We start from the raw sequence: 19471 nt of genomic DNA, 5'->3' as shown, positions 1-19471 counted from the left end.
AGCTATAGCTTTGGTGTATATTATTAAATACCAGGCATATGAAAAGTTTAAAAATAGCTACCGCCCAATTTGAAAACAAAAGTGGCGATAAAGCTTATAATTTATCGGTTATCAAACGGCTTTCGCAAAAGGCGACTCAACAAGGTGCCGATGTGATCGCCTTTCATGAGTGTTCTGTTACCGGCTATACCTTTGCCCGGCATCTGGATAAACAACAGATGCTTGATCTGGCCGAAGTAGTTCCGGGGGGCGAGAGCATCGAGGCACTTACCGCCTATGCCCGTGAATTTGATATTATTATACTGGCCGGGTTGTTTGAAAAAGATGAAGAGGATAACCTGTTTAAGCCCTATGTATGTGTTGATAAAAATGGCCTGGTTGCTAAACATCGCAAGCTGCATCCGTTCATCAACCCGCATTTGCAGCCGGGCGACAGTTATACCGTTTTTGAAATTTTGGGCTGGAAGTGCGGCATTCTTATCTGCTATGACAATAACGTTATTGAAAATGTAAGGGCAACCAAATTGCTGGGCGCCGATATTATTTTTATGCCGCACGTAACCATGTGTACGCCATCTACCCGTCCCGGTGCCGGTTTTGTTGATGCTGCACTTTGGAAAGTTAAAGCCGACAACGCCAAACAATTACGCGAAGAATTTGATAGCCTTAAAGGCAGGGCCTGGCTCATGAAATGGTTACCTGCCCGGGCTTATGACAATGCGGTATACACCATTTTCACTAACCCGATAGGTATGGACGATGATCAGCTTAAAAACGGTTGCTCCATGGTTATTGATCCTTATGGCGATGTGATAGCAGAGTGCAGATCGTTGGATAATGAATTTGTTATTGCCGATATCCATGCCGACAAACTAACCCTGGCTGGTGGCTACCGGTACATTAAAGCCCGAAGGCCCGAATTATACCGTGATATTATTGGAAAAGCCCACCAAAGCGAGCAAAAGGTGGTTTGGCTTTAAGGTTAAATATGGTTACTATTAAAACCTATCCTTAGTGTTCAGGTTAATTATAAAGAAATCAAAAAGAAATTGCCATGTTGGATACATATTACAGGATATGGGTTGATGCCATTACGGTAGAAAGATCCAAAAAAGGAGACCAGGGGAATTGGAAAGCATTTACCATTATTCCGATGTCGATTTTGCAGGGGATCAATTTATTGACCTTTATTTTTCTGATCAGGATAATTACGCATGGCGGCGTGCCGGTAGTTTTAAGTTTTAATATTTTCCGCGAACGGGCATTAAATACTTTTCTGGCCGGAGCGCTTACTTTTTTTGTGCCGTTTGTAATACTTAATTATTTACTGATCTTCTATAATCAACGCTATAACGATTTGATACGGATATACCGGGACAGTAACGGGAGGCTCTATCGTAAGTATTTTTTGATAACCATTGGTGTTATTGTGATTCCATTGGTACTCAGATTGGTTTTTTAGTTCAAATACTAATTTGGTTTTTGGTATAAAATATATTACAAATTGTTTTAAATGATGATTTTGTTAACTATACTTGTAAACAAAACAATCATAACCTAAAACAATATCTCATGAACCAGGAAATCAAACAACCTTATCCGCCAGCTTACGCCAATATTGATAAAGCCACCATCGAATCGGGTTTTACCATGGCCTCAGATACCTTAACCTGTAGCTTATTAAAAACACTGGCTGCTGCCAAGCCTGGGGGCAAATTTCTGGAACTGGGCACAGGAACAGGTTTGTCAACCTCCTGGATACTGGATGGGATGGATACTTCATCCATCCTTACTTCTATTGACAATGACGCCCGTTTTTTGGCCATAGCCGATCAGTTTTTGGGTGACGATAAACGGTTGGATCTGGTTTGTATGGATGGCGCTGACTGGTTCGAGCAAAATAAGCACTTAAAGTTCGATTATATTTTTGCCGATACCTGGCATGGCAAGTACCTGTTGCTTGACGAAGCCATAGCCATGCTTAAGCCCGGTGGTTTATATATTATTGATGATATGCTTCCACAGCCTAACTGGCCCGGTGGTCACCATGAAAAAGCCATCCAGTTGATGGAGGTACTGGAACAACGGACAGACCTGGTGCTCACCAAACAATGCTGGGCCACCGGTATAGCGATAGCGGCTAAAAAAGCAGTGTAATAGCACCAGAACTTTGTGGTTTTCATTCCTATATTTACCGCTCAGGTATATAAATTATGGCTATTGAAATTGAACGGAAGTTTTTGGTTGATCACGAACAGTGGCGGCTTCTTACCAAACCCGGGGGCAAGCATTATCGCCAGGGCTATATTTTAAGTGACGATATCAAAACTATCCGGGTGCGTGTTACTGATGAACTGGGGTATATAACTATCAAAGGGAAAACAAAAGGCATTAGCCGCCTGGAATATGAATATACCATCCCGGTTAACGAAGGAATAGAATTGCTAAACAATTTTGCCGCATCCGAACTCGAAAAGATCCGTTATTGTATAAATTACGAAGGTAAAGTTTGGGAGGTAGATGAATTTTTAGGTGATAACCAAGGCTTGCTGGTGGCGGAGATTGAACTGGAAAGCGAAACAGAAACGTTTAAGTTACCCCCATGGGTCACTGTTGAGGTTACCGGCGACAAAAAGTATTACAATTCGGCTTTATCGGTAAATCCGTTTAACAGGTGGAATGCGTAACTGATACAACAAAACCTAAGCGCTTTGAGGCAAGGCTAATAAATAATCCGGCTTTGACTCGTCATAAACGGTTTTAACATATTTATTACCATCCGGACAAAGAGCGGGTATCAGCGTGGTTTTATTACCATACTCATCAATGATGTAGGCTTCTCCTGCAGCATCCTTTATCCAATCATAAAGTTTAGCTCTTTCGGTAACCCCTTTTACATTGATGCGTTCATTTACCCATTCTAATGAATCAATAGCTACATAAGGGTTTTTGTGCAATTTGGCATCAGTTTTTATGCAAAGAATACGTACAGACATCGGCTCATTCGTTTTTTAATTAACAGGTGTTACAAAGCTAAAACAAATAGGAGTGAAGGAAAATAGGTGTTTTCACCCATTTTTTTTGCGTAAAACTACCCAAACAGTATAAAAATGATACAGTTAGCTGGTATTCCGGTAAAAATAATAAGAAGACTATCTGATAATAATACTGACCGGGATCTGGTCAAACCAGAGAAATGAGGGCGGGAAAGAACAAGGGTAAAATAAAACCCCTGGTACCAATTGATAACAGAGGTTTTATCGTGCTATTTACCAGCCAGTGCCTTTTTTGGCGTTACCGTTTTTGATATGCTCTTCGGCAGTTGTTTTGCCCATGATAGCAGCCATTTTGTTGCCTGCGCTATCTTTTCCTGTTGCAATATACCTTCCTGATTTTACGTCGATAACAGGATCGATCATAGGTACATTTTTAGTTTTGGTTTTTACTGAATACGCGGTAATACCGCTTCCTTTTTCTGTTGCCATGATAAGTTCTTTTGTTTTTAATAATTGTTAACCCCATTTAATCCGAATTGTTTCGGCATTAGCTATAATTGGTTTTTATGCTGTAAACATGCATTAAAAATTTTTAATTCAAAATACCTGAAGTGAATATTTTGTTAACACATTTAATTTTTTGTTAATAACGTGTAAACAATAGTATCCCTAAATGCCCCATTATAAAAGCAATTCTCCTTAAAATAGGCTTCCTGTGTAAAGTTATTTTTTTGAAGCAATTTTATCGAGGCCGCATTACCAGGGCTCACGTTAGCCTGGATGGAATGCAGGTTCATCGGCCCAAAACCATAATTAATAATGGTTTCTACGGCTTCCTGCATAATACCCATGCCCTGATAGACCGGATTTAACAGATAACCTATCTCGGCCCGGTAATTCTCTTTTTCTATCCTCCAAAAACCTATACTGCCAATAAACTCCTGCTCGTTTTTAAGCGTAATGCACCAGGTAATGCCATTATTACCGCTTAATAAATCGTTAATAACTTTTATCAGATCTATAGCGTCATCAAGTGTTTTTGCGAGCGGCCGACCTATATATTGCATAATAACCGGGTCTTTTCGCAACTCAAAAAGCCTGGGGGCATCGGCAAAAGTAAAGCGCCGCAATATCAAACGTTCGGTTGTTAGTATCGGGAAAGGATCAAAATTGAGATTGAGCATGATAGAGAATCAAGAGTTAAGAATCAGGAATCAAGATAAGACAAAAGCCGCAGTTCTGCATAATGAAGGAAACAGAAACCGGGCGCCACGAACCATGAACCTACTAATTGGCTGATAATATGGGCCGTTGTTTAGTCATCAGGCTGCTGTTAAACTTCAGGATCAGTTTAAACAGGTCGGCATACTCAGTTAAAGGCAATGTTTTACTGATATCAAAAACATCGTGATAGGCTTTAATGCCGCCCAGTGTGTATATGAAAAAAGCGGGAATTCCCTTTTCTGTAAAATAATAGTGATCGCTGTTGGCGGCTTTCCCGCGCGGATTTACCTTTACCAGGTAATTACCCAGGCTGTTAATTTGCTTTAAGGCGGCAAATTCATTGGGGTAAACGGTGGCATTTACCACCGTTATGCCTTCGATACCGGTGCCGTCAAGATCTAAATTGATCAAAAAGCGAATGTTTTTTAACGGTATCAAAGGATTATCGGTAAAATATTTAGAACCCAATAACCCGGCTTCTTCGCCCGAAAAGCAAATGAAGGCCATGCTGTAGCGCTGCGGATAGGCGCCATAGTATCTGGCTAAACTTAATAATTGAGTAACGCCGCTGGCATTGTCATTAGCCCCAGGGAAGTAGGTATTGCTACCCATGCCGCCCAAATGATCATAATGAGCGGTAATAACCAATACCGAATCGGGCTTTGAAGTACCTTTAACCATACCGCAAATGTTTGCTGTTTTAAAATCGGGGATCAGTTGGTTTTCCATATCGATCTGGATAGTGGACGGCGTTTGTTTTACCGATTTTTTATCCATTTGTATCAGGGTATAATCAAGGGCCTTACCCTCAACAGACCAGGTAAGCTTATCTTCGAGCGATAAAACCACGCGATTTTCCTTATCAACAAAGTGTGTACTGTCAACCTGTTCCAGCTTGCCTGTACCAGTTACGCCTTTACTGTCGGGACTTACAATGTAATCTATACCCGGCTTAAGCTCGGCGCCATTGATCACCACTTTCATTTTACCCGGAAAGGTATTAACCGGGTAGCTAAACTCCTGTTGATAATTTTTGCCATCCATGGGCTTTACACCATACAACTTGAATTGCGCGGCCAAAAAAACGGCTGCACGATGTACGCCGTCTTTGGTATAACCACGCCCCCAAAAGTAAGGCGAAGTTAAAGTATCGACCATTTTACGGGCGAACAGGCTGTCCTGGGCAAGTGTGCAGTTGGCGGTTAGCAATAACAGAAGTATAAGTTTATATTTCATCTGTACCTATTCTGATCATATTTATTATGCATTGAATACTGTTTTAAGTATAATGACTATTATTCTTGAACGGCAGGATATTCATTAGTTCAGGAACAACACACCCCTCCACCTCTCTCCAAAGAGCAATAGCCCATGAAGAGACAGAAAGCGAAAATTAAGCATCTATCGACTCACCCCGACGTCGCTGCGCTCGTCACCCCTCTCTCCGCTGCGCGCATAGAGGGGATTTTTAATTCTTTTTTTCTTTACCCTCTTTGCGGCAAAGCCGCAGAGAGGGTGGTCCAGCGAAGCGTAGACCGGGTGAGTCGGCTATGCGACTTGTTTTAACCTTGTAAGTTTAAACTCCGCCTTTTCATCGGCTATTACTCTTTCAAGAGGGGATAGCACATGCCCTTTCTTAAAAATCGCACTTTAAATAAATCACATCCATTCATCAGGATAATTACTTTCATCATTTATAGCCGCTTATATAAAACTATCGGCTTCGCGGTATGCTTTGATCAGGGCAAGCTCACCTTCTTTACCAGGGCCTGCTGTACCGTGTTCCATCCCCAGTACGCCTTTATATCCTTTATCATAAATGTGTTTGAATATGTTTTTGTAGTTAACCTCGCCCGTGCCGGGTTCTTTACGACCGGGATTGTCACCAATCTGATAGTAGCCTATCTCGTCATAAACCCAATCAAGGGTTGGGATGATATTGCCCTGATTACGCTGTACATGGTACATATCATACAAAATTTTGCAGGAAGGGCTGCCCACGGCTTTGCAAATGGCATAAGCCTGATCGGGGGTGCGTAAAAACAGGTCAGGGTTGTCACTTAATGGTTCCAGCACCATCACCAGGCCATGGGGCTCAATAATAGCTGTGCCTTTTTTAATGGCTTCAATTACATTGCCGGTTTGTATACCGATGGGCAGGTTGCGCACAAAATCGCCGGGAACCACGGTAACCAGTTTGCCATTGATCCGTTTGGCTACTTCAACAGCTTCCTTGCAACTGGCTATGAACTTATCCAGGTGCTCGGCTTTACCCGATGCCAACAGATTGGTATCATTACCTAAGCCTGGCTGTACAAAAACACCCATAGCCATACCCAATTTGGCCAGCGTATCACCAATTTTTTTCTGCTGATCAACCGGTCGGCGGGCCATCCCATTATCTTCAATACTACGAAAGCCCTGGTCATAAGCAAACTTGATCTGATCAATAAAATCGTCGCCGGCATGATTTTTAAACATGCCATCATGAATGCCGTAGTTTAAATGAAAAGGCTTGCCGGTATCGGGAGCGATAGCCTCGGCTGCTGCGGAATCCGCTTTTAAAAGCCCTGTTGTAAGTAATGATGCACCTGCCAATACAGAGTTTTGCACAAAGTTTCTGCGTTTCATAATAGGTAATTGGGATTTGAGGCAGCAATATAAAAAAAAGTTGTGAGTTTGGCTTTGGAGATCCCATAGCCGGGGGCTTCTTCAAACCATCGGGTCGGTACATTCGTGGTTTTTGCTAAAAAAGCGTATATTTGTACCACAAACGGAAAATTACCGCTATTCCCATATAGCCACCGCTAATTAATCCTTGTTGACCAGGGTTCATTTTTATCCCCGCTGATACCGTTGCTGCCCGGAAATTAAATTGATGATCCTCTTCTTCATGTATGTTCAGTTCAGAACTTTTTGTTCAGTTGAAAGGGTTTTACAGGTTTTAATTGGGAGTAGCGCATTGTTTAACTAAATTTTAATAAATATGGCTAAATCGCAAGCAACCTTCATGAAAAAACAGCTCGAAAAGAACAGGCAAAAAAAGAAAGAAGAAAAAGAACTGCGTAAACAGGAGCGCCAGCAAAACAGTGGTGGCAGCGACCTGGAAAGCATGATGGCTTATGTTAATGAATTTGGTGAGATCGTATCAACCCCTCCCGAAAAGAAAGCATAAAATCAGTATTACAATGTGTGCAGTGTAACAAATGTTGTTTACACTGCATAATAATTGTAATACATTTCTATTATCCCTCTAATTGCACAATCGCGGTAGTCCATGTTTCTGTATATGGCATTGATTTGCAGTAACTCCTTATAAGTCAGGCTATAATTATCATATCCATATATTGAACTTTTTAACATTTAATTTGTCATAGCTTATATCGATATTTATAAATGGCTATAAAAATACAAATGTGCCTGCTTGTAGCAGGGATGATGGCTGCCTCCTGCTCTGGCACCCATAATAATACTGCCGATACTGTAAGTACTGGCGGTAAAAAAGATACGATAATGGCCAACGCGGCCGATGCACCTATGGTAAATATGCAATATTGCTTTTATCATACCGATGGTCAAAAGGCCCAGGATACAACCATTGTCAATATGCTCATCAACGGTGATAAGGTAAGCGGAAAAATGAGCTGGCTCCCGAAAGAGAAAGATGCACGTAAAGGAACTATTACAGGCAAGCTTAATGGCAATGCCATCAAAGCAGTGTGGACCTTTACGCAGGAAGGCTCAAAAGACACTATGAATGTAGAGTTTCAGTTAAGAGGGAATGCTCTTGCCCAAAAGCCCTATAGCTATGACGCTAAAACCGGCAGACAGCAAACCAATACAAGTGCCGATTACAGCCTGATTTACAATATGAAAAATTGTACTGATTAACCCAAATGATTATATTAGCTTAAAATAATAATGAAGAAAAGAGAAACCAGTATATTATACCTTTTATTAGGCTTGTACACGCTGATGATCAGTTGGCATTATAACCACTCGTTCATATTGCTGTTGATCCATTATTTGTTTTGGCCGGTTTACCTGATTTATGAATTATTGATCGGTCACCTGGCTAATGGTATGTGGAAAACCATCCCCCTTTCGTATTTTAATTAAATTAAACAGGTATTTTTGATATTGTTTTATATAAACCGGCTTATTGCCGGTTTTTTTTGTATTTATAATTTCTATAAAATATTGATTATCAAATAAATGATTTCGTTTTTTACGCAATTTGTCTGAGTAATTGCCGTAAGCTGCCGCGTTAAAGTACGTGTGCAAGTTTCAGTAAATATGCGTTTAAAACAGCGTACATACCCTTCGCTGCTTAGTATGACCGATGATCAACTTTGATTCACAGTTCAGCGCCCTGTTATCATCAAAAAAATTGAAAACGGTGCTTGCTGTGTAAAACAAATTATCATCAACAATTATCAATTATTTTTCCATGAAAAGATTAAAGTACTTAACAGTAATGTTAGCTGCATTGATGCTATGCCTCGCATCATGCAAAAAAGGCGATGATGGCGCAACGGGCCCTGCAGGGGCTAATGGCGCCGCTGGTGCCGCAGGCGCTCAGGGTCCGGTTGGGCCTGCTGGTCCAAAAGGAGCCAATGGTAAAGACGGAAGCGTTATTTACAGTGGTAACACCGTTCCCCCCACAGCTACAGGTGTAGTAGGCGATTTTTATCTTAATGTGACTACCGGCCTTTTATATGGCCCAAAAACGGCTGAGGGTTGGGGTACAGGGTTCTCCTTAAAAGGCCCTGCCGGCGCTACAGGAGCAACCGGCGCCACAGGTGCTACCGGAGCTACCGGAGCTACAGGTGCAACTGGCGCTACGGGTGCCACAGGTGCAGCCGGTGCAAATGGTAACACCACATTAAGCGGTTCCGGAGCTCCATCTGCCAGCCTGGGTCATGTAGGCGATTTTTACCTGGATAAAACCAGCTACTTCCTTTATGGTCCTAAAACAGTTACAGGGTGGGGACCTGCCGTTAATTTACAAGGTCCTGCCGGTCCGGCTGGCCCTGCTGGTCCAACAGGCCCTGCCGGTACCGCCAATGTGATCTACTCCGGCTGGAATTACGCTACCAATTTCAGGGATACCACGATTGATAACAGCGCCTTAAAAATAGCCGATCTGGCAGCACCATCATTAACCACCAGTATATTAAATGGCGGCAGCATGGTGATATATTTTACTTACGGTGGTGGCGTTTTGGCCTTGCCTTATACCAGCAATGCCGGCGGTAAAGATAATACGATGAGCTATTTACCGCGTTTAGGACACTTTATTATCACTCGTTTTACGGCTGATAATTCCGGTTCGATACCACTGTCGAGCGTGTTGCAATACCGCTATGTGATCATCCCAGGTGGCATCAGTGTAGCAGTGGCCAAGCACGTGAATATTAATGATTACGAGTCGGTACGCAAGTTTTATATGCTGGGCAACTGATCAATGCACGTAATACCCCAAAAACAATAACAGGAAAGGGAGCGGTTTACCGCTCCCTTTTTGTTAGCAGAACATATATCAGTTTACACTTTTTCAACCACAACGGCTGTTCCGTAGGCCAGTACTTCGGTAATGCCCTGCATTACTTCGTTGGCATCGTAACGCATATTGATAATGCCATTGGCGCCCAAAGCCTGCGCGTGTTGTACCAAAAGCTGAAAAGCCTCTTCGCGGGCATTTTCGCACAGCTCTACATAAATGGAAAGTCTGCCGCCAAAAAGCGATTGAAAGCCGCCGGCAATGTTGCCCAGGGCGCTGCGGCTGCGTACGGTAATACCACGAACAACGCCTAAATGTTTGGTAACGCGATAACCCTCTAAAGAGGTACTGGTAGTAATAAGTGAAGTGTCCATTGTTTTTGATTATTGGTATAGATGCTTAGGTTAACCATTTAATGGTTGGTATGTTTTATGGTTAGATAAAACAGGACGCCTATAATTACAAATAATGTCTTTTTTATTTTTACCTGATGTCTTTGCAGGTTTTAAGGAGGCTGCTTTTACCGGTAAGTGCACAGGTATGAGCTCTGTACCCCGGTTTTTACTTTGAATACCGTGTTGGCACCTACCTCAAACTTTTGCCCGGCGGTGAAGGACTGCCAGGTAGTTTCGCCCGGCAGCAAAGCATCCAGCCGGCCTTCAATAACGGTCATGGTTTCATGGCTCGATGTGCCAAATTCATATTCGCCTTTTTCAATAACACCAATAGTGCTGCGGCCTTGTTCGGTTGTATAAGCGAGTGATTTAACTGCGCCTTCAAAATATTCGTTAACGTTGATCATACTAAAAAAATTTGAGCCTAATATGCTTAATTAAAATCAATTGTTTTATAATTTGCAAACTTCAATTACATAACGCATCGGTACAGAATGTTAAAATATGTGAAAAAAGCAACTTCGGTTGTAATTATTACTTCGTAAAAAGCGTTATTTGCATAAAATTTATATATGAAGAAAACTCAACTTATACTGCTGTTACTTTTATCAGCTATATGTATTCAAAGCTGTAAAAAGGACGTAATTACTTCTGCCTCTACAACTTCCGATAAAATACTATCTGCCAATATTAACGGTACCGCCTGGAATCCGGATACCGTTAGCGCTGCCATAACCTATAATGCTGCTACCAAAACCAAGACTTTTTCTGTTGTTGGCATCGCTTTACAGAAACAAGTAAGCCTCAGCGTAGCCGTACCGAACAGTACAAATACCACCGGTTTTCCGTTTGCTACCTTTAAAGTTGATTCAACTAAGAATAATGTTAAAATGGTTTATTCTACCCAGGCATTAATAGGAGGGAGTTTTACACCGGCACCAGGTAAAGTTGAAGGATCGGTTATTACTACGGCTATTGATTCTGTTAAAAAAGTGATAACGGGTACTTATTCGTTCAGCGTTAGGCAACTCTCTACAGATATCAATGGTAATGAGTCTATCACTACACAACAAATACAATCTGGCTCATTCACCAATTTGCCTTATACTTTTGTGAGTAACTAAGAAGAGTTTTTTGTCTCATATTTAAGTTAAATCAAAAATATATTCCGGATCTTCAACAATTGGTTGATCGCATCTAAACATATTTAAAAAGCCCGCTGTGAACTTTCGCAGCGGGCTTTTTACTTTATTGATATGTGCCGAAACCAAATTATTGACCAGGACGCGTTGGCGTTGGTGATGAAGGGCTTGGGCTTGGTGACGGACTTGGTGTATTAGGTGTTGGACTTGGATTTGGGCTTGGGTTAGGATTTGGAGTAGGCGTTGGTGTAGGGCTTGGATTAGGGTTAGGCGTTGGTGTAGGGGTTGGCATAGGTGTAGGACTTGGATTGGTTGGATCCGTAGGGGTTGGTGTTGGATTTGGTGCCGGAGTTGGAGCTTTTGGCTCTTTTTTCTTTTTCTTTTTATCCGGAACGGTATCTGTAACCATATTGATTGCCTTTATACTCAATCCCTTAGCTTTTTGCAGGTTATCAGCCTTGTGATTACCAGCAAGTACCACAGAAGCCGCAAATGTAAGCGCGATGGCTACTGCTGTTATTCTTGAATTCTTCATAATTAATTTCTTTAAATGTTTTAAAAATTAACTAATATGATAACATAGGCCATTGGAAATGGTTTTGATAAATTGAAAATTTTGAATTCATCGTACTGGCCATAAGGTTATTATAGTTTAATAGCTGCTGTGATATATCGTCTTACAAGGGCATTACCTTTTAATCCAAACAAATATTTGATATAAGTATTAGTTTGATATGGCATCGTCAAAGAAATCTATTTACAGTGCGCTCGCCGCCAATTTGTTGATAGCGGTTACCAAGTTTGCAGCAGGTGCAATAAGTAACAGCGCTGCTATGGTTTCCGAAGGAGTGCATTCAGTTGTTGATACAACAAACCAATTGCTGCTTTTGCTGGGCCTGCACCAGAGTAAAAAGAAACCCGATGCAAGGCACCCATTTGGCTATGGAAAAGAACTGTATTTTTATTCGTTCATTGTATCTATACTTATTTTTGGCCTGGGCGGCGGTGTTTCTATTTATCAGGGTATTAACCACATCATTAGTCCCGATGTGCCGGGCAACCCAACCTGGAGTTATGTTGTACTCTGTTCTTCTGTTTTGTTTGAAGGTACTTCGTTCATCATATCGGCAAAGGAGTTTAACAAATTGCGTGGCGATCAAACCTGGTGGCAGGCCATTACCAACAGTAAAGACCCATCTACCTTCCTGGTGCTTTTTGAAGACGGTGCCGCGGTTATCGGACTATTTATGGTGATGATCTGTTTATTCATAGGTCACCGTTATCACCTCGATTACCTGGATGGCGTAGCCTCTTTATTGGTAGGTCTGCTGCTTGTTGGGGTATCTGTTATACTGGCGCGGGAAAGCCGTAGTTTGCTCATGGGCGAGGGGATAAGCCAGCAAACCAAAGCCCGCATCGCTGAAATTGTAGAGCATGACGCGGATGTGTTAAAACTGATTCACATCCTGTCAACCTATCAATCGCCAAGCGAGATATTGCTCATGCTCATCATCGCGTTTAAACCCGGTCTGGATACAGGGCAGCTCAATGAAGCTATTTCGCGGATCCGTAACCGGGTAAAGGACGAGTATGGCCTCATCCATTTTGTGATCATTCAGCCCGATATTTACCTGGATAAAATAAGTCCTGATGTGCAAACGTATATTTAAACCGATGCGGAAATAAACGATAGGATTCTCGTGAAATAGCTGTATAATGCAGTAATAAACCAGTCGAAAAAATGAACAATTACGCACCTGTACAGCAAAGCCCCGCCGCCGCTGTTAGAACCATGAAAATTATACACGGCGCCTTACTTGCAGGGCAGGTATTGTTTGCCGGTGTTGCCATTGCCACGGGTACCAAAACCTTATATTTTAATGGCAGAGACACCAAAGATGTTTTTTTCTTTGTAGGTCCGGCCCTGGCCTTCGGCTGCATTATCGCGGGCTTTTTTTTATTTAAAAAACTAATCGATCGCCTGTCTCAAAAAACTGATCTGCAAAGTAAAGTGACCGGTTACCAGGCTGCATTTATCACAAGAGCAGCCTTGCTGGAAGGGCCTTCACTTTTTAATATCGTTGCTTTTATGTTAAGCGGTAATTTGTTTTACCTGTTCATATCGGTTCTGCTGATGCTTATTCTTTTCCGGAGCAGGCCCACTGCTAACCGGATAGCAGAGGATCTGCAACTGGGCTATGATGACAAAGCGGAATTGGGGGCGGTTTAAATTCGATAAAGCATGCTGAAAACCCACCTTTTGTGCCAATTTCGCTCAGTCAAATGATAAGTTCGCGAAGTTTTAAACTGTAAACGATCTGTACTTTTATAAACCAATTTATAAATGTGATTGATTGTTAAACAAATATTCCCTCCATAAAATGATGAAACGTATCCTGCTTTCTTTGTTATTGCTCGCCACCGTAGGTGCCGTTAAAGCTCAGCCAGCATCAACTAATAGCGAAAAAGTTAAATGGTTTACCGATGCCCGTTTCGGTATGTTTATTCATTGGGGATTGTACAGTGCCGCCGAAGGGATCTGGGAAGGCGAACGCCTCAGAAATGGAAATAACTATGCCGAATGGATCCGCTATCGCAACCGCATACCCCAAGCAGAGTATGTTCAATTAGCCAAACGGTTTGATTGGAATAAGATCGACCCTGAGCAATGGGTAGTACTGGCCAAAAAAGCAGGAATGAAATATATCCTCATCACCGCCAAACATCATGATGGGATAGCTATCTGGAGCTCCAAAGTAAGTGATAACAATTTAAGCAAACTCAGCGGCACCAATCGCGACGTATTGAAGGAGTTAGCTGCCGCCTGTAAAAAACACGGTATGAAACTGGGTTTTTACTATTCGCATTGGTTGGACTGGGAGCATCCGGATGGCTGGGATCATAACCAGGAAATAACAGGCCGTATTACCGATGAGCAATACAATAAATACTGGCAGGGAAAGGTTCTGCCGCAACTGCGCGAACTGTTAACCAATTATGGCGATGTTGCCATGATCTGGTTTGATATGTGGGTTGATTATAAAACAACCATTGTAAAAAAAGAGCAGCTGGAGCAGGTTATTAAATTGATACACGAGCTGCAACCGGCTTGTTTAATCAATTCCAGGTTGGGCCTGCCCGCAAATACTCCGGGTATTGATTTTGAAACTATGGGCGATAATCAGTTAGGCGCAGCTTATACCAGTCATCCTTGGGAAACATCAGGCACAATAGCCAACTCGTGGGGATACAACGCGCTGGAGAATGAGTATAAATCAACCAGTCAGTTACTACAATCGTTAATTGGTAATGTTAGCCTCAACGGCGGATTTACTTTAAACATTGGTCCCCGGGCAGATGGTGCCGTACCCTACGAGGATCAAACCAGGCTGAACGACATAGGTGCCTGGCTATCCAAAAACGGGGAATCTGTATACGGGTGCACCGGTCTTCAATTACGACCAGATCAGCATGATTGGGGAAGGATAACCACCAGGAAACTGGATAACAAGCAGATGGTTTACCTGCAAGTGTATAACTGGCCGTTGGATAAGCTGTTACGTTTAACCGGCATCCTGTCGAAACCCGAAAAAGCGGAGCTGATCACCGACGCAGGCAGGGTTGCCCTAAACTTTACACAAACAGGCCCGTATACCCATATTCAATTGCCAGATGCTGCGGGCGATCATTTTGTATCTGTAATTGCGCTGCAATATGCAGAACCAGTAATGCTTGACGAAAAGGCGGTAGCAGAATCTACATTTGGCGGGTTGGCCCTAACCGGCAATAATGCTTCGGAAAAGACAGCAGCCTATAAAAAAGTACCGTTTGATGGCTTACGTCCTTCACACATGATCATCAACAGTGATGGTTTATTGACCTGGCAGGTTTATGTACCGGCTGCAGGAGCTTATAACGCGGATATATCATACCACAATAATTCAAAAAGCGCCACGCTCATAAAAATTACAGCCGGTGATCAAAACCTGTCTGTATCGTTAAAACCAACGGGTAAGATGGTTGTAGAGCCCCATGACAGTTATACCGATGAATTTGTAAACGATAGGGTAGGTGCGTTCAATTTCCCTAAAGAAGGCTTTTACAAGGTCACTTTAAAGGCTGATGCAAAAGAGCAGGCAGAATTATTACTGAACAGGATCTGGCTAAGTAAAAAGTAAAAACACTAAAGGTTTTTTGGCAAGCCAAAAGAGTGAGCCAAAAAAACGGCGGATTGTGCTATTCCCCTCTTGAGAGGGTAATCGCCATGAAAAGGCGGAGTTTAAACCGACAAGGCTAAAACCAAGCCGCAGAGCAGACTCACCCGGTCCACGCTACGCTGGACCACCCTCTCTGCGGCTTTGCCGCAAAGAGGGTAAAGAAAAAAAGAATTAAAAATCCCCTCTATGCGCGAAGCGGAGAGAGGGGTGACGAGCGCAGCGACGTCGGGGGTGAGTCGATAGGTGCCTAATTTTTACCTTATGCCTTTTCATGGGCTATTCCCCTTTCAAGAGAGTAATAGCCTATGGTTAGGCATAACGGACAAATAACATTAAAAAAGGGGCTGTCACCCTGAGCACCGTCGAAGGGTCGAGCGCAGAGGCCTGCCCGCCATGCCTCGACAGGCTATCCATGACACCCTTTTTTGAACAAATGTTTAATCATAGGTTATTTTTCCTTTCCGGCCTATATGATTGCCAATCTAATGTCATTAAATTGGCGTTAGTTTAATATTAAGTAATTGTTATTCTGATTTTTTTTATTTTCCGCCTTTTAATAATCCCGGTACCGACATGGTTTGAAATAACCCCGCCAAACCAATTCTGGGAAAACTAAAAGCAAGTTTTTTTCATGGAAAGTAAATTAAGGTTGGCCGAATATAAAGTGCTTTTATACAGGCTTTTTTTAGGGTATTTGTTTTATTTTATAGCAAGGGTATTATTTTTTGCTTTTAATACCCACCTGTTTGCGGTTGATAGCTTTTGGGCGCTGCTTAAATTGTGTTACTACGGTATGGCCTTTGATACTACAGCGTTGCTTTATACCAATAGCTTATTTATTCTGCTTAGTGTTTTGCCGCTCACTATAAATACGCAGCCTAAGTTTCAAAAAGGCATGGCTATACTGTACTTTGTTACCAATTTGCTCGCCTACGCCACCAACTTTGTTGATATTATTTACTATCGCTTTAGCCAGGTACGCTCAACCAAGGCAACATTGGATGTATTGGCCGATGAAAACAACAAGAAATTGCTGTTTGCCCATTTTTCTGAAGCTTACTGGTACGTGATCCTTCTATTTATACTGTGTTCGTTTTGCTGGATATGGCTATATAAACAAGTGAAGGTAAAGCCAGCAAAAGTAACCGACAAAAAAGTGTATTTCTTATCATCTGTAGTATCATTCCTGCTCATCCTCGCGCTGGTTATCGGCGGTATCCGGGGCGATTTCGCGCACAGTACCCGGCCTATTAATATGGTTGATGCGTATAAACATGTCACCGTACCTAACCAGGGCGATATTGTACTCAATACCCCTTTCGCTATTTTCAGAACCTTACATAGCAATAACTTCAAACTACAGCACTGGACAGACGAGGCATACATCAGCACAAACATTAAGCCCATAAAACAGTACAGCTCCCAACCTGCCAGTAAACCCAATGTGGTGATCATTATACTGGAGAGCATGGCCCGCGAGTATTGGGGCAGTATGAACCGCGATGTAAGCATACCCGGCTTTAAATCATATACACCGTTCCTGGATTCCCTATCCAACAGCAGTCTGATATTTACCAATGCTTATGCTACAGGCCGGCAGTCTATCCATGCCATGTCGTCGGTATTGGCGGGTATACCATCGTTTCAGAATGCCTTTACCTCATCACCTTATGCCAAGCAAAAGATCCAGTCGGTGGTATCTATTTGCGATAGTATGGGATACCAAACCTCGTTTTTCCACGGGGCCGCAAACGGCTCTATGGGCTTTCAGGGTTTTGGCAGTATTTTGGGATATAAGCATTATTACGGTCGTACGGAATATAATAATGACAAAGATTTTGATGGCATCTGGGGTATTTGGGACGAGCATTTTTTTCAGTTCATGGGCCGTACGCTTACCCGGCAAAAACAACCTTTTATGGCTACATTGTTCACCCTATCGTCGCATGATCCTTATCAGCTGCCCGAAAAATATAAAGAAAGATTTAAGGGAGGTCCGCTGGCTATTGATAAATGCGTTCAGTATACAGATAATTCCTTGCGCATCTTTTTTAATTATGCCAAAACGCAGCCCTGGTTCCAAAACACCATTTTTGTGATCACTGCCGATCATACCAGCCAAACCTACTACCCAGAATATAGTAAACAGGTGAACCGCTTTGCAGTACCCATACTATTTTACAGCGCTAATAGCGCCTATAAGCTGAAAGGTGTTCGAACAGACCTGGCTTCGCAAATGGATATCTATCCAACGGTTGTCGATCTGATAGGTTATAACAAACCATTCAGGTCATGGGGTAGGAGTTTGATTAGTAACCTGCCAACCGAAACGCCGCGGATCATCAATTCCATAGGCAATATCTATCAGTTAATGGAGGGCAATTATACTTACCTGTTCGATGGGAAAAATATCACCGGCATATTCGCGGTTACCGATAAAGGTTTGGATAAAAATCTGGCTACCGGCCAGCTTAACCCCGAAATGCAAAAAGGAGAGAAGGACTGCAAAGCCTTTATCCAGGATTATGCCGATAGGATAGTAAACCGGAAACTGGCGGCGAACTAAGCATATCCGGTTAAACCTTAGCTGTTATCAGGGCGGCGCCTGCCGTATCAATCTGTACGTGGCAATCGTTTACCGAAATGTGGTGTTTAAATTTGCCAACCGATTCGATCCAATCCCGGGAAGTACAAACCGGCGCGTTAATAATCTGTACAGATTCAACCAATACTTCATCGCCATCGAGAATAAGGCGCCAGCACTGATCCTGACCATTGCTATCGGTATTGTAACGTATTTTAACCTGGCTGAATTGTTTGTTCATGTTGTTAGCGAAAGGGGTTCTGGATAGGAACGGCGGGTTGTATGGGCTTATTATGGCAAGTGAAAAAGCATCGGAAATGTTACAGATAGGTTTATGGTGGATAGTCGATGGTCCATGAATAGATTTGACAGAAGCCGCAAATAAAAAAGGCCAGTCAGTCTGAGCCTGTCGAAGACTTGTGCGCAGAGGCTGCCCACCATGACACAGCGCTGTTCGAAATCTTTGACTTCGAACGATTATGCCCGTAGTCTTTAAACTACTGGGGGAACGAAGTAATTAAGGTAGTTGCAAACTGCTTGCATAATTATCCGAAGTCTGAGACTTCGGACAGCTCGAGATCAGCAATTAAGCGAACCGGTTTTTTAACACCATCTTTTAACATCTTCAATTCTGCTACTATAATAAAGCTCACGATCACGAGGAAGCCCCAGGAACTTATTTTTTGATAGTTCACCATCGCCCAGCCCTGGTGTTGGTATGCATATTTCCAGGCGCCAAGCAGGGTAGCCAGGTTTTCGGCCAGCCAGATAAAAAAGCCGATAAACAGGAACGAAAGGATGGTGGGCATACGATACAGCTTGCCATTCAGATCAAATATGACTACCGATCGCCAGAAAAAGTAGAGGATCAGTAAACCGATGAGATAACGCACATCAAAGAAAAACTTATTAGTGAAAAAGTTCAGATAAATAAGTGCGCCTATGATGCGTGCGGTACGATGATGCGGCCAGTTGATGATCCGGAGCTTTAACCGCCGCCAGGCCTGGCACATATAGCTGGCCACGCTGGCATACATAAAACCACTGTATAAAGGCACACCAAAAACTTTGGTATAAGCAAATTCCGGATAGGCCCAGGAACCATAATGCACTTTGAACAACTCCATCCCGAGGCCCAGAAGATGGAATAAACAGATCACCAGTACCTCATCTTTGGTTTCGATTTTGGTGCAGTACATGATGATTTGTATGGATATACAGGATATCAGCATAAAATCATACCGGGGGATAATCACCTTAAATAAATGCGAAATGGCCAGCATCGTAAAAACCAATGCCGGGAACAGGCAGGATAAGGCTTCCTGCTTAACAAATGTAAAAAAGTGACCGGTTTTAAGTCTGGAGTCTGGAGTCCGAAGCCTTAAGTTAAGTTTAGGTTGAAAGTCCATG

At 42.6% G+C, this 19471-nt stretch carries 23 protein-coding genes; 13 read left to right on the top strand and 10 right to left on the bottom strand.

Annotation, left to right across the window (positions count from 1 at the left end; genetic code table 11):
• Positions 1 to 38 precede the first annotated feature (38 nt).
• The 4 genes from AB6735_RS02620 (at position 39) to AB6735_RS02605 (ending at position 2687) form a co-directional block, all read left to right on the top strand.
• On the top strand, positions 39 to 980 hold the full coding sequence (locus AB6735_RS02620) for a nitrilase family protein (RefSeq protein ID WP_370994266.1): 942 nt from the start codon (positions 39 to 41) through the stop codon (positions 978 to 980).
• Between the two features lie 74 nt (positions 981 to 1054).
• Positions 1055 to 1462 carry a hypothetical protein gene (locus tag AB6735_RS02615; RefSeq protein WP_370994265.1) on the top strand — a complete coding sequence of 136 codons (408 nt, stop codon included), beginning with the start codon at positions 1055 to 1057 and terminating at the stop codon, positions 1460 to 1462.
• Positions 1463 to 1572: 110 nt separating this feature from the next.
• Complete coding sequence (locus AB6735_RS02610) at positions 1573 to 2157, top strand: O-methyltransferase (protein ID WP_370994264.1); 585 nt, start codon at positions 1573 to 1575, stop codon at positions 2155 to 2157.
• 56 nt (positions 2158 to 2213) lie between these two features.
• Positions 2214 to 2687, top strand: coding sequence for a CYTH domain-containing protein (locus AB6735_RS02605; RefSeq protein WP_370994263.1), 474 nt, complete (start codon positions 2214 to 2216; stop codon positions 2685 to 2687).
• A 15-nt stretch (positions 2688 to 2702) separates the two neighbouring features.
• On the opposite strand, the gene AB6735_RS02600 is transcribed toward AB6735_RS02605, so the two are convergent.
• From AB6735_RS02600 to AB6735_RS02580, 5 genes are all read right to left on the bottom strand, one after another.
• On the bottom strand, positions 2703 to 2996 hold the full coding sequence (locus AB6735_RS02600; RefSeq protein ID WP_370994262.1) for a hypothetical protein: 294 nt from the start codon (positions 2994 to 2996) through the stop codon (positions 2703 to 2705).
• Between the two features lie 273 nt (positions 2997 to 3269).
• Positions 3270 to 3485 (bottom strand): hypothetical protein, encoded by a 216-nt coding sequence (locus tag AB6735_RS02595; RefSeq protein WP_370994261.1) that lies wholly within the window; start codon positions 3483 to 3485, stop codon positions 3270 to 3272.
• 143 nt (positions 3486 to 3628) lie between these two features.
• Positions 3629 to 4180, bottom strand: coding sequence for a GNAT family N-acetyltransferase (locus tag AB6735_RS02590; protein ID WP_370994260.1), 552 nt, complete (start codon positions 4178 to 4180; stop codon positions 3629 to 3631).
• A gap of 103 nt (positions 4181 to 4283) precedes the next feature.
• Positions 4284 to 5456 (bottom strand): M28 family metallopeptidase, encoded by a 1173-nt coding sequence (locus AB6735_RS02585; RefSeq protein ID WP_370994259.1) that lies wholly within the window; start codon positions 5454 to 5456, stop codon positions 4284 to 4286.
• A gap of 468 nt (positions 5457 to 5924) precedes the next feature.
• Entirely contained in the window at positions 5925 to 6851 is a 927-nt protein-coding gene (locus AB6735_RS02580) for a hydroxypyruvate isomerase family protein (protein ID WP_370994258.1), read from the bottom strand.
• A gap of 355 nt (positions 6852 to 7206) precedes the next feature.
• Between AB6735_RS02580 and AB6735_RS02575 the strand changes: the two genes are divergently transcribed.
• The 4 genes from AB6735_RS02575 (at position 7207) to AB6735_RS02560 (ending at position 9684) form a co-directional block, all read left to right on the top strand.
• On the top strand, positions 7207 to 7395 hold the full coding sequence (locus AB6735_RS02575) for a hypothetical protein (RefSeq protein WP_370994257.1): 189 nt from the start codon (positions 7207 to 7209) through the stop codon (positions 7393 to 7395).
• Positions 7396 to 7616: 221 nt separating this feature from the next.
• Positions 7617 to 8111, top strand: a complete 495-nt coding sequence (locus tag AB6735_RS02570) for a hypothetical protein (RefSeq protein WP_370994256.1) — start codon at positions 7617 to 7619, stop codon at positions 8109 to 8111.
• A gap of 30 nt (positions 8112 to 8141) precedes the next feature.
• The gene (locus tag AB6735_RS02565) at positions 8142 to 8339 is read left to right on the top strand and encodes a hypothetical protein (RefSeq protein ID WP_370994255.1); all 198 of its coding nucleotides are present in this window, start codon (positions 8142 to 8144) and stop codon (positions 8337 to 8339) included.
• 331 nt (positions 8340 to 8670) lie between these two features.
• Entirely contained in the window at positions 8671 to 9684 is a 1014-nt protein-coding gene (locus tag AB6735_RS02560; RefSeq protein ID WP_370994254.1) for a hypothetical protein, read from the top strand.
• Between the two features lie 83 nt (positions 9685 to 9767).
• On the opposite strand, the gene AB6735_RS02555 is transcribed toward AB6735_RS02560, so the two are convergent.
• Positions 9768 to 10097 (bottom strand): YbjQ family protein, encoded by a 330-nt coding sequence (locus AB6735_RS02555; RefSeq protein WP_172336782.1) that lies wholly within the window; start codon positions 10095 to 10097, stop codon positions 9768 to 9770.
• A 146-nt stretch (positions 10098 to 10243) separates the two neighbouring features.
• Positions 10244 to 10525 (bottom strand): pyrimidine/purine nucleoside phosphorylase, encoded by a 282-nt coding sequence (locus AB6735_RS02550; RefSeq protein ID WP_370994253.1) that lies wholly within the window; start codon positions 10523 to 10525, stop codon positions 10244 to 10246.
• A 165-nt stretch (positions 10526 to 10690) separates the two neighbouring features.
• Here AB6735_RS02550 and AB6735_RS02545 point away from each other — a divergent pair, with 165 nt between their 5' ends.
• Positions 10691 to 11242 carry a hypothetical protein gene (locus tag AB6735_RS02545; RefSeq protein WP_370994252.1) on the top strand — a complete coding sequence of 184 codons (552 nt, stop codon included), beginning with the start codon at positions 10691 to 10693 and terminating at the stop codon, positions 11240 to 11242.
• Positions 11243 to 11390: 148 nt separating this feature from the next.
• On the opposite strand, the gene AB6735_RS02540 is transcribed toward AB6735_RS02545, so the two are convergent.
• Positions 11391 to 11795: a hypothetical protein gene (locus AB6735_RS02540; RefSeq protein ID WP_370994251.1), complete on the bottom strand. Its 405-nt coding sequence runs from the start codon at positions 11793 to 11795 to the stop codon at positions 11391 to 11393.
• Positions 11796 to 11994: 199 nt separating this feature from the next.
• Between AB6735_RS02540 and AB6735_RS02535 the strand changes: the two genes are divergently transcribed.
• The 4 genes from AB6735_RS02535 (at position 11995) to AB6735_RS02520 (ending at position 18043) form a co-directional block, all read left to right on the top strand.
• The gene (locus AB6735_RS02535) at positions 11995 to 12930 is read left to right on the top strand and encodes a cation diffusion facilitator family transporter (RefSeq protein WP_370994250.1); all 936 of its coding nucleotides are present in this window, start codon (positions 11995 to 11997) and stop codon (positions 12928 to 12930) included.
• A gap of 71 nt (positions 12931 to 13001) precedes the next feature.
• Entirely contained in the window at positions 13002 to 13490 is a 489-nt protein-coding gene (locus tag AB6735_RS02530) for a hypothetical protein (RefSeq protein WP_370994249.1), read from the top strand.
• A gap of 151 nt (positions 13491 to 13641) precedes the next feature.
• Positions 13642 to 15438 (top strand): alpha-L-fucosidase, encoded by a 1797-nt coding sequence (locus AB6735_RS02525; protein WP_370994248.1) that lies wholly within the window; start codon positions 13642 to 13644, stop codon positions 15436 to 15438.
• Between the two features lie 670 nt (positions 15439 to 16108).
• Entirely contained in the window at positions 16109 to 18043 is a 1935-nt protein-coding gene (locus AB6735_RS02520; RefSeq protein WP_370994247.1) for an LTA synthase family protein, read from the top strand.
• 10 nt (positions 18044 to 18053) lie between these two features.
• Here AB6735_RS02520 and AB6735_RS02515 read toward each other — a convergent pair whose 3' ends face one another.
• On the bottom strand, positions 18054 to 18302 hold the full coding sequence (locus tag AB6735_RS02515; RefSeq protein ID WP_370994246.1) for a hypothetical protein: 249 nt from the start codon (positions 18300 to 18302) through the stop codon (positions 18054 to 18056).
• 304 nt (positions 18303 to 18606) lie between these two features.
• Complete coding sequence (locus tag AB6735_RS02510; protein ID WP_370994245.1) at positions 18607 to 19470, bottom strand: DUF817 domain-containing protein; 864 nt, start codon at positions 19468 to 19470, stop codon at positions 18607 to 18609.
• Position 19471 lies beyond the last annotated feature (1 nt).

It is taken from the genome of Mucilaginibacter sp. RCC_168 (genome assembly GCF_041355315.1).
Classification (GTDB): domain Bacteria; phylum Bacteroidota; class Bacteroidia; order Sphingobacteriales; family Sphingobacteriaceae; genus Mucilaginibacter.
This window is presented reverse-complemented; position numbering and strand designations above follow the sequence as displayed.

Bases quoted from the DNA above. Each gene is read 5' to 3' on its own strand.
- AB6735_RS02615 (WP_370994265.1), top strand. From the start codon at position 1,055: ATGTTGGATACATATTACAGGATATGGGTTGATGCCATTACGGTAGAA.
- AB6735_RS02600 (WP_370994262.1), bottom strand. From the start codon at position 2,996: ATGTCTGTACGTATTCTTTGCATAAAAACTGATGCCAAATTGCACAAA.
- AB6735_RS02535 (WP_370994250.1), top strand. From the start codon at position 11,995: ATGGCATCGTCAAAGAAATCTATTTACAGTGCGCTCGCCGCCAATTTG.
- AB6735_RS02530 (WP_370994249.1), top strand. From the start codon at position 13,002: ATGAACAATTACGCACCTGTACAGCAAAGCCCCGCCGCCGCTGTTAGA.
- AB6735_RS02605 (WP_370994263.1), top strand. From the start codon at position 2,214: ATGGCTATTGAAATTGAACGGAAGTTTTTGGTTGATCACGAACAGTGG.
- AB6735_RS02565 (WP_370994255.1), top strand. From the start codon at position 8,142: ATGAAGAAAAGAGAAACCAGTATATTATACCTTTTATTAGGCTTGTAC.
- AB6735_RS02515 (WP_370994246.1), bottom strand. From the start codon at position 18,302: ATGAACAAACAATTCAGCCAGGTTAAAATACGTTACAATACCGATAGC.
- AB6735_RS02520 (WP_370994247.1), top strand. From the start codon at position 16,109: ATGGAAAGTAAATTAAGGTTGGCCGAATATAAAGTGCTTTTATACAGG.
- AB6735_RS02595 (WP_370994261.1), bottom strand. From the start codon at position 3,485: ATGGCAACAGAAAAAGGAAGCGGTATTACCGCGTATTCAGTAAAAACC.
- AB6735_RS02550 (WP_370994253.1), bottom strand. From the start codon at position 10,525: ATGATCAACGTTAACGAATATTTTGAAGGCGCAGTTAAATCACTCGCT.
- AB6735_RS02610 (WP_370994264.1), top strand. From the start codon at position 1,573: ATGAACCAGGAAATCAAACAACCTTATCCGCCAGCTTACGCCAATATT.
- AB6735_RS02545 (WP_370994252.1), top strand. From the start codon at position 10,691: ATGAAGAAAACTCAACTTATACTGCTGTTACTTTTATCAGCTATATGT.
- AB6735_RS02580 (WP_370994258.1), bottom strand. From the start codon at position 6,851: ATGAAACGCAGAAACTTTGTGCAAAACTCTGTATTGGCAGGTGCATCA.
- AB6735_RS02590 (WP_370994260.1), bottom strand. From the start codon at position 4,180: ATGCTCAATCTCAATTTTGATCCTTTCCCGATACTAACAACCGAACGT.
- AB6735_RS02525 (WP_370994248.1), top strand. From the start codon at position 13,642: ATGATGAAACGTATCCTGCTTTCTTTGTTATTGCTCGCCACCGTAGGT.
- AB6735_RS02575 (WP_370994257.1), top strand. From the start codon at position 7,207: ATGGCTAAATCGCAAGCAACCTTCATGAAAAAACAGCTCGAAAAGAAC.
- AB6735_RS02555 (WP_172336782.1), bottom strand. From the start codon at position 10,097: ATGGACACTTCACTTATTACTACCAGTACCTCTTTAGAGGGTTATCGC.
- AB6735_RS02560 (WP_370994254.1), top strand. From the start codon at position 8,671: ATGAAAAGATTAAAGTACTTAACAGTAATGTTAGCTGCATTGATGCTA.
- AB6735_RS02620 (WP_370994266.1), top strand. From the start codon at position 39: ATGAAAAGTTTAAAAATAGCTACCGCCCAATTTGAAAACAAAAGTGGC.
- AB6735_RS02510 (WP_370994245.1), bottom strand. From the start codon at position 19,470: ATGGACTTTCAACCTAAACTTAACTTAAGGCTTCGGACTCCAGACTCC.
- AB6735_RS02540 (WP_370994251.1), bottom strand. From the start codon at position 11,795: ATGAAGAATTCAAGAATAACAGCAGTAGCCATCGCGCTTACATTTGCG.
- AB6735_RS02570 (WP_370994256.1), top strand. From the start codon at position 7,617: ATGGCTATAAAAATACAAATGTGCCTGCTTGTAGCAGGGATGATGGCT.
- AB6735_RS02585 (WP_370994259.1), bottom strand. From the start codon at position 5,456: ATGAAATATAAACTTATACTTCTGTTATTGCTAACCGCCAACTGCACA.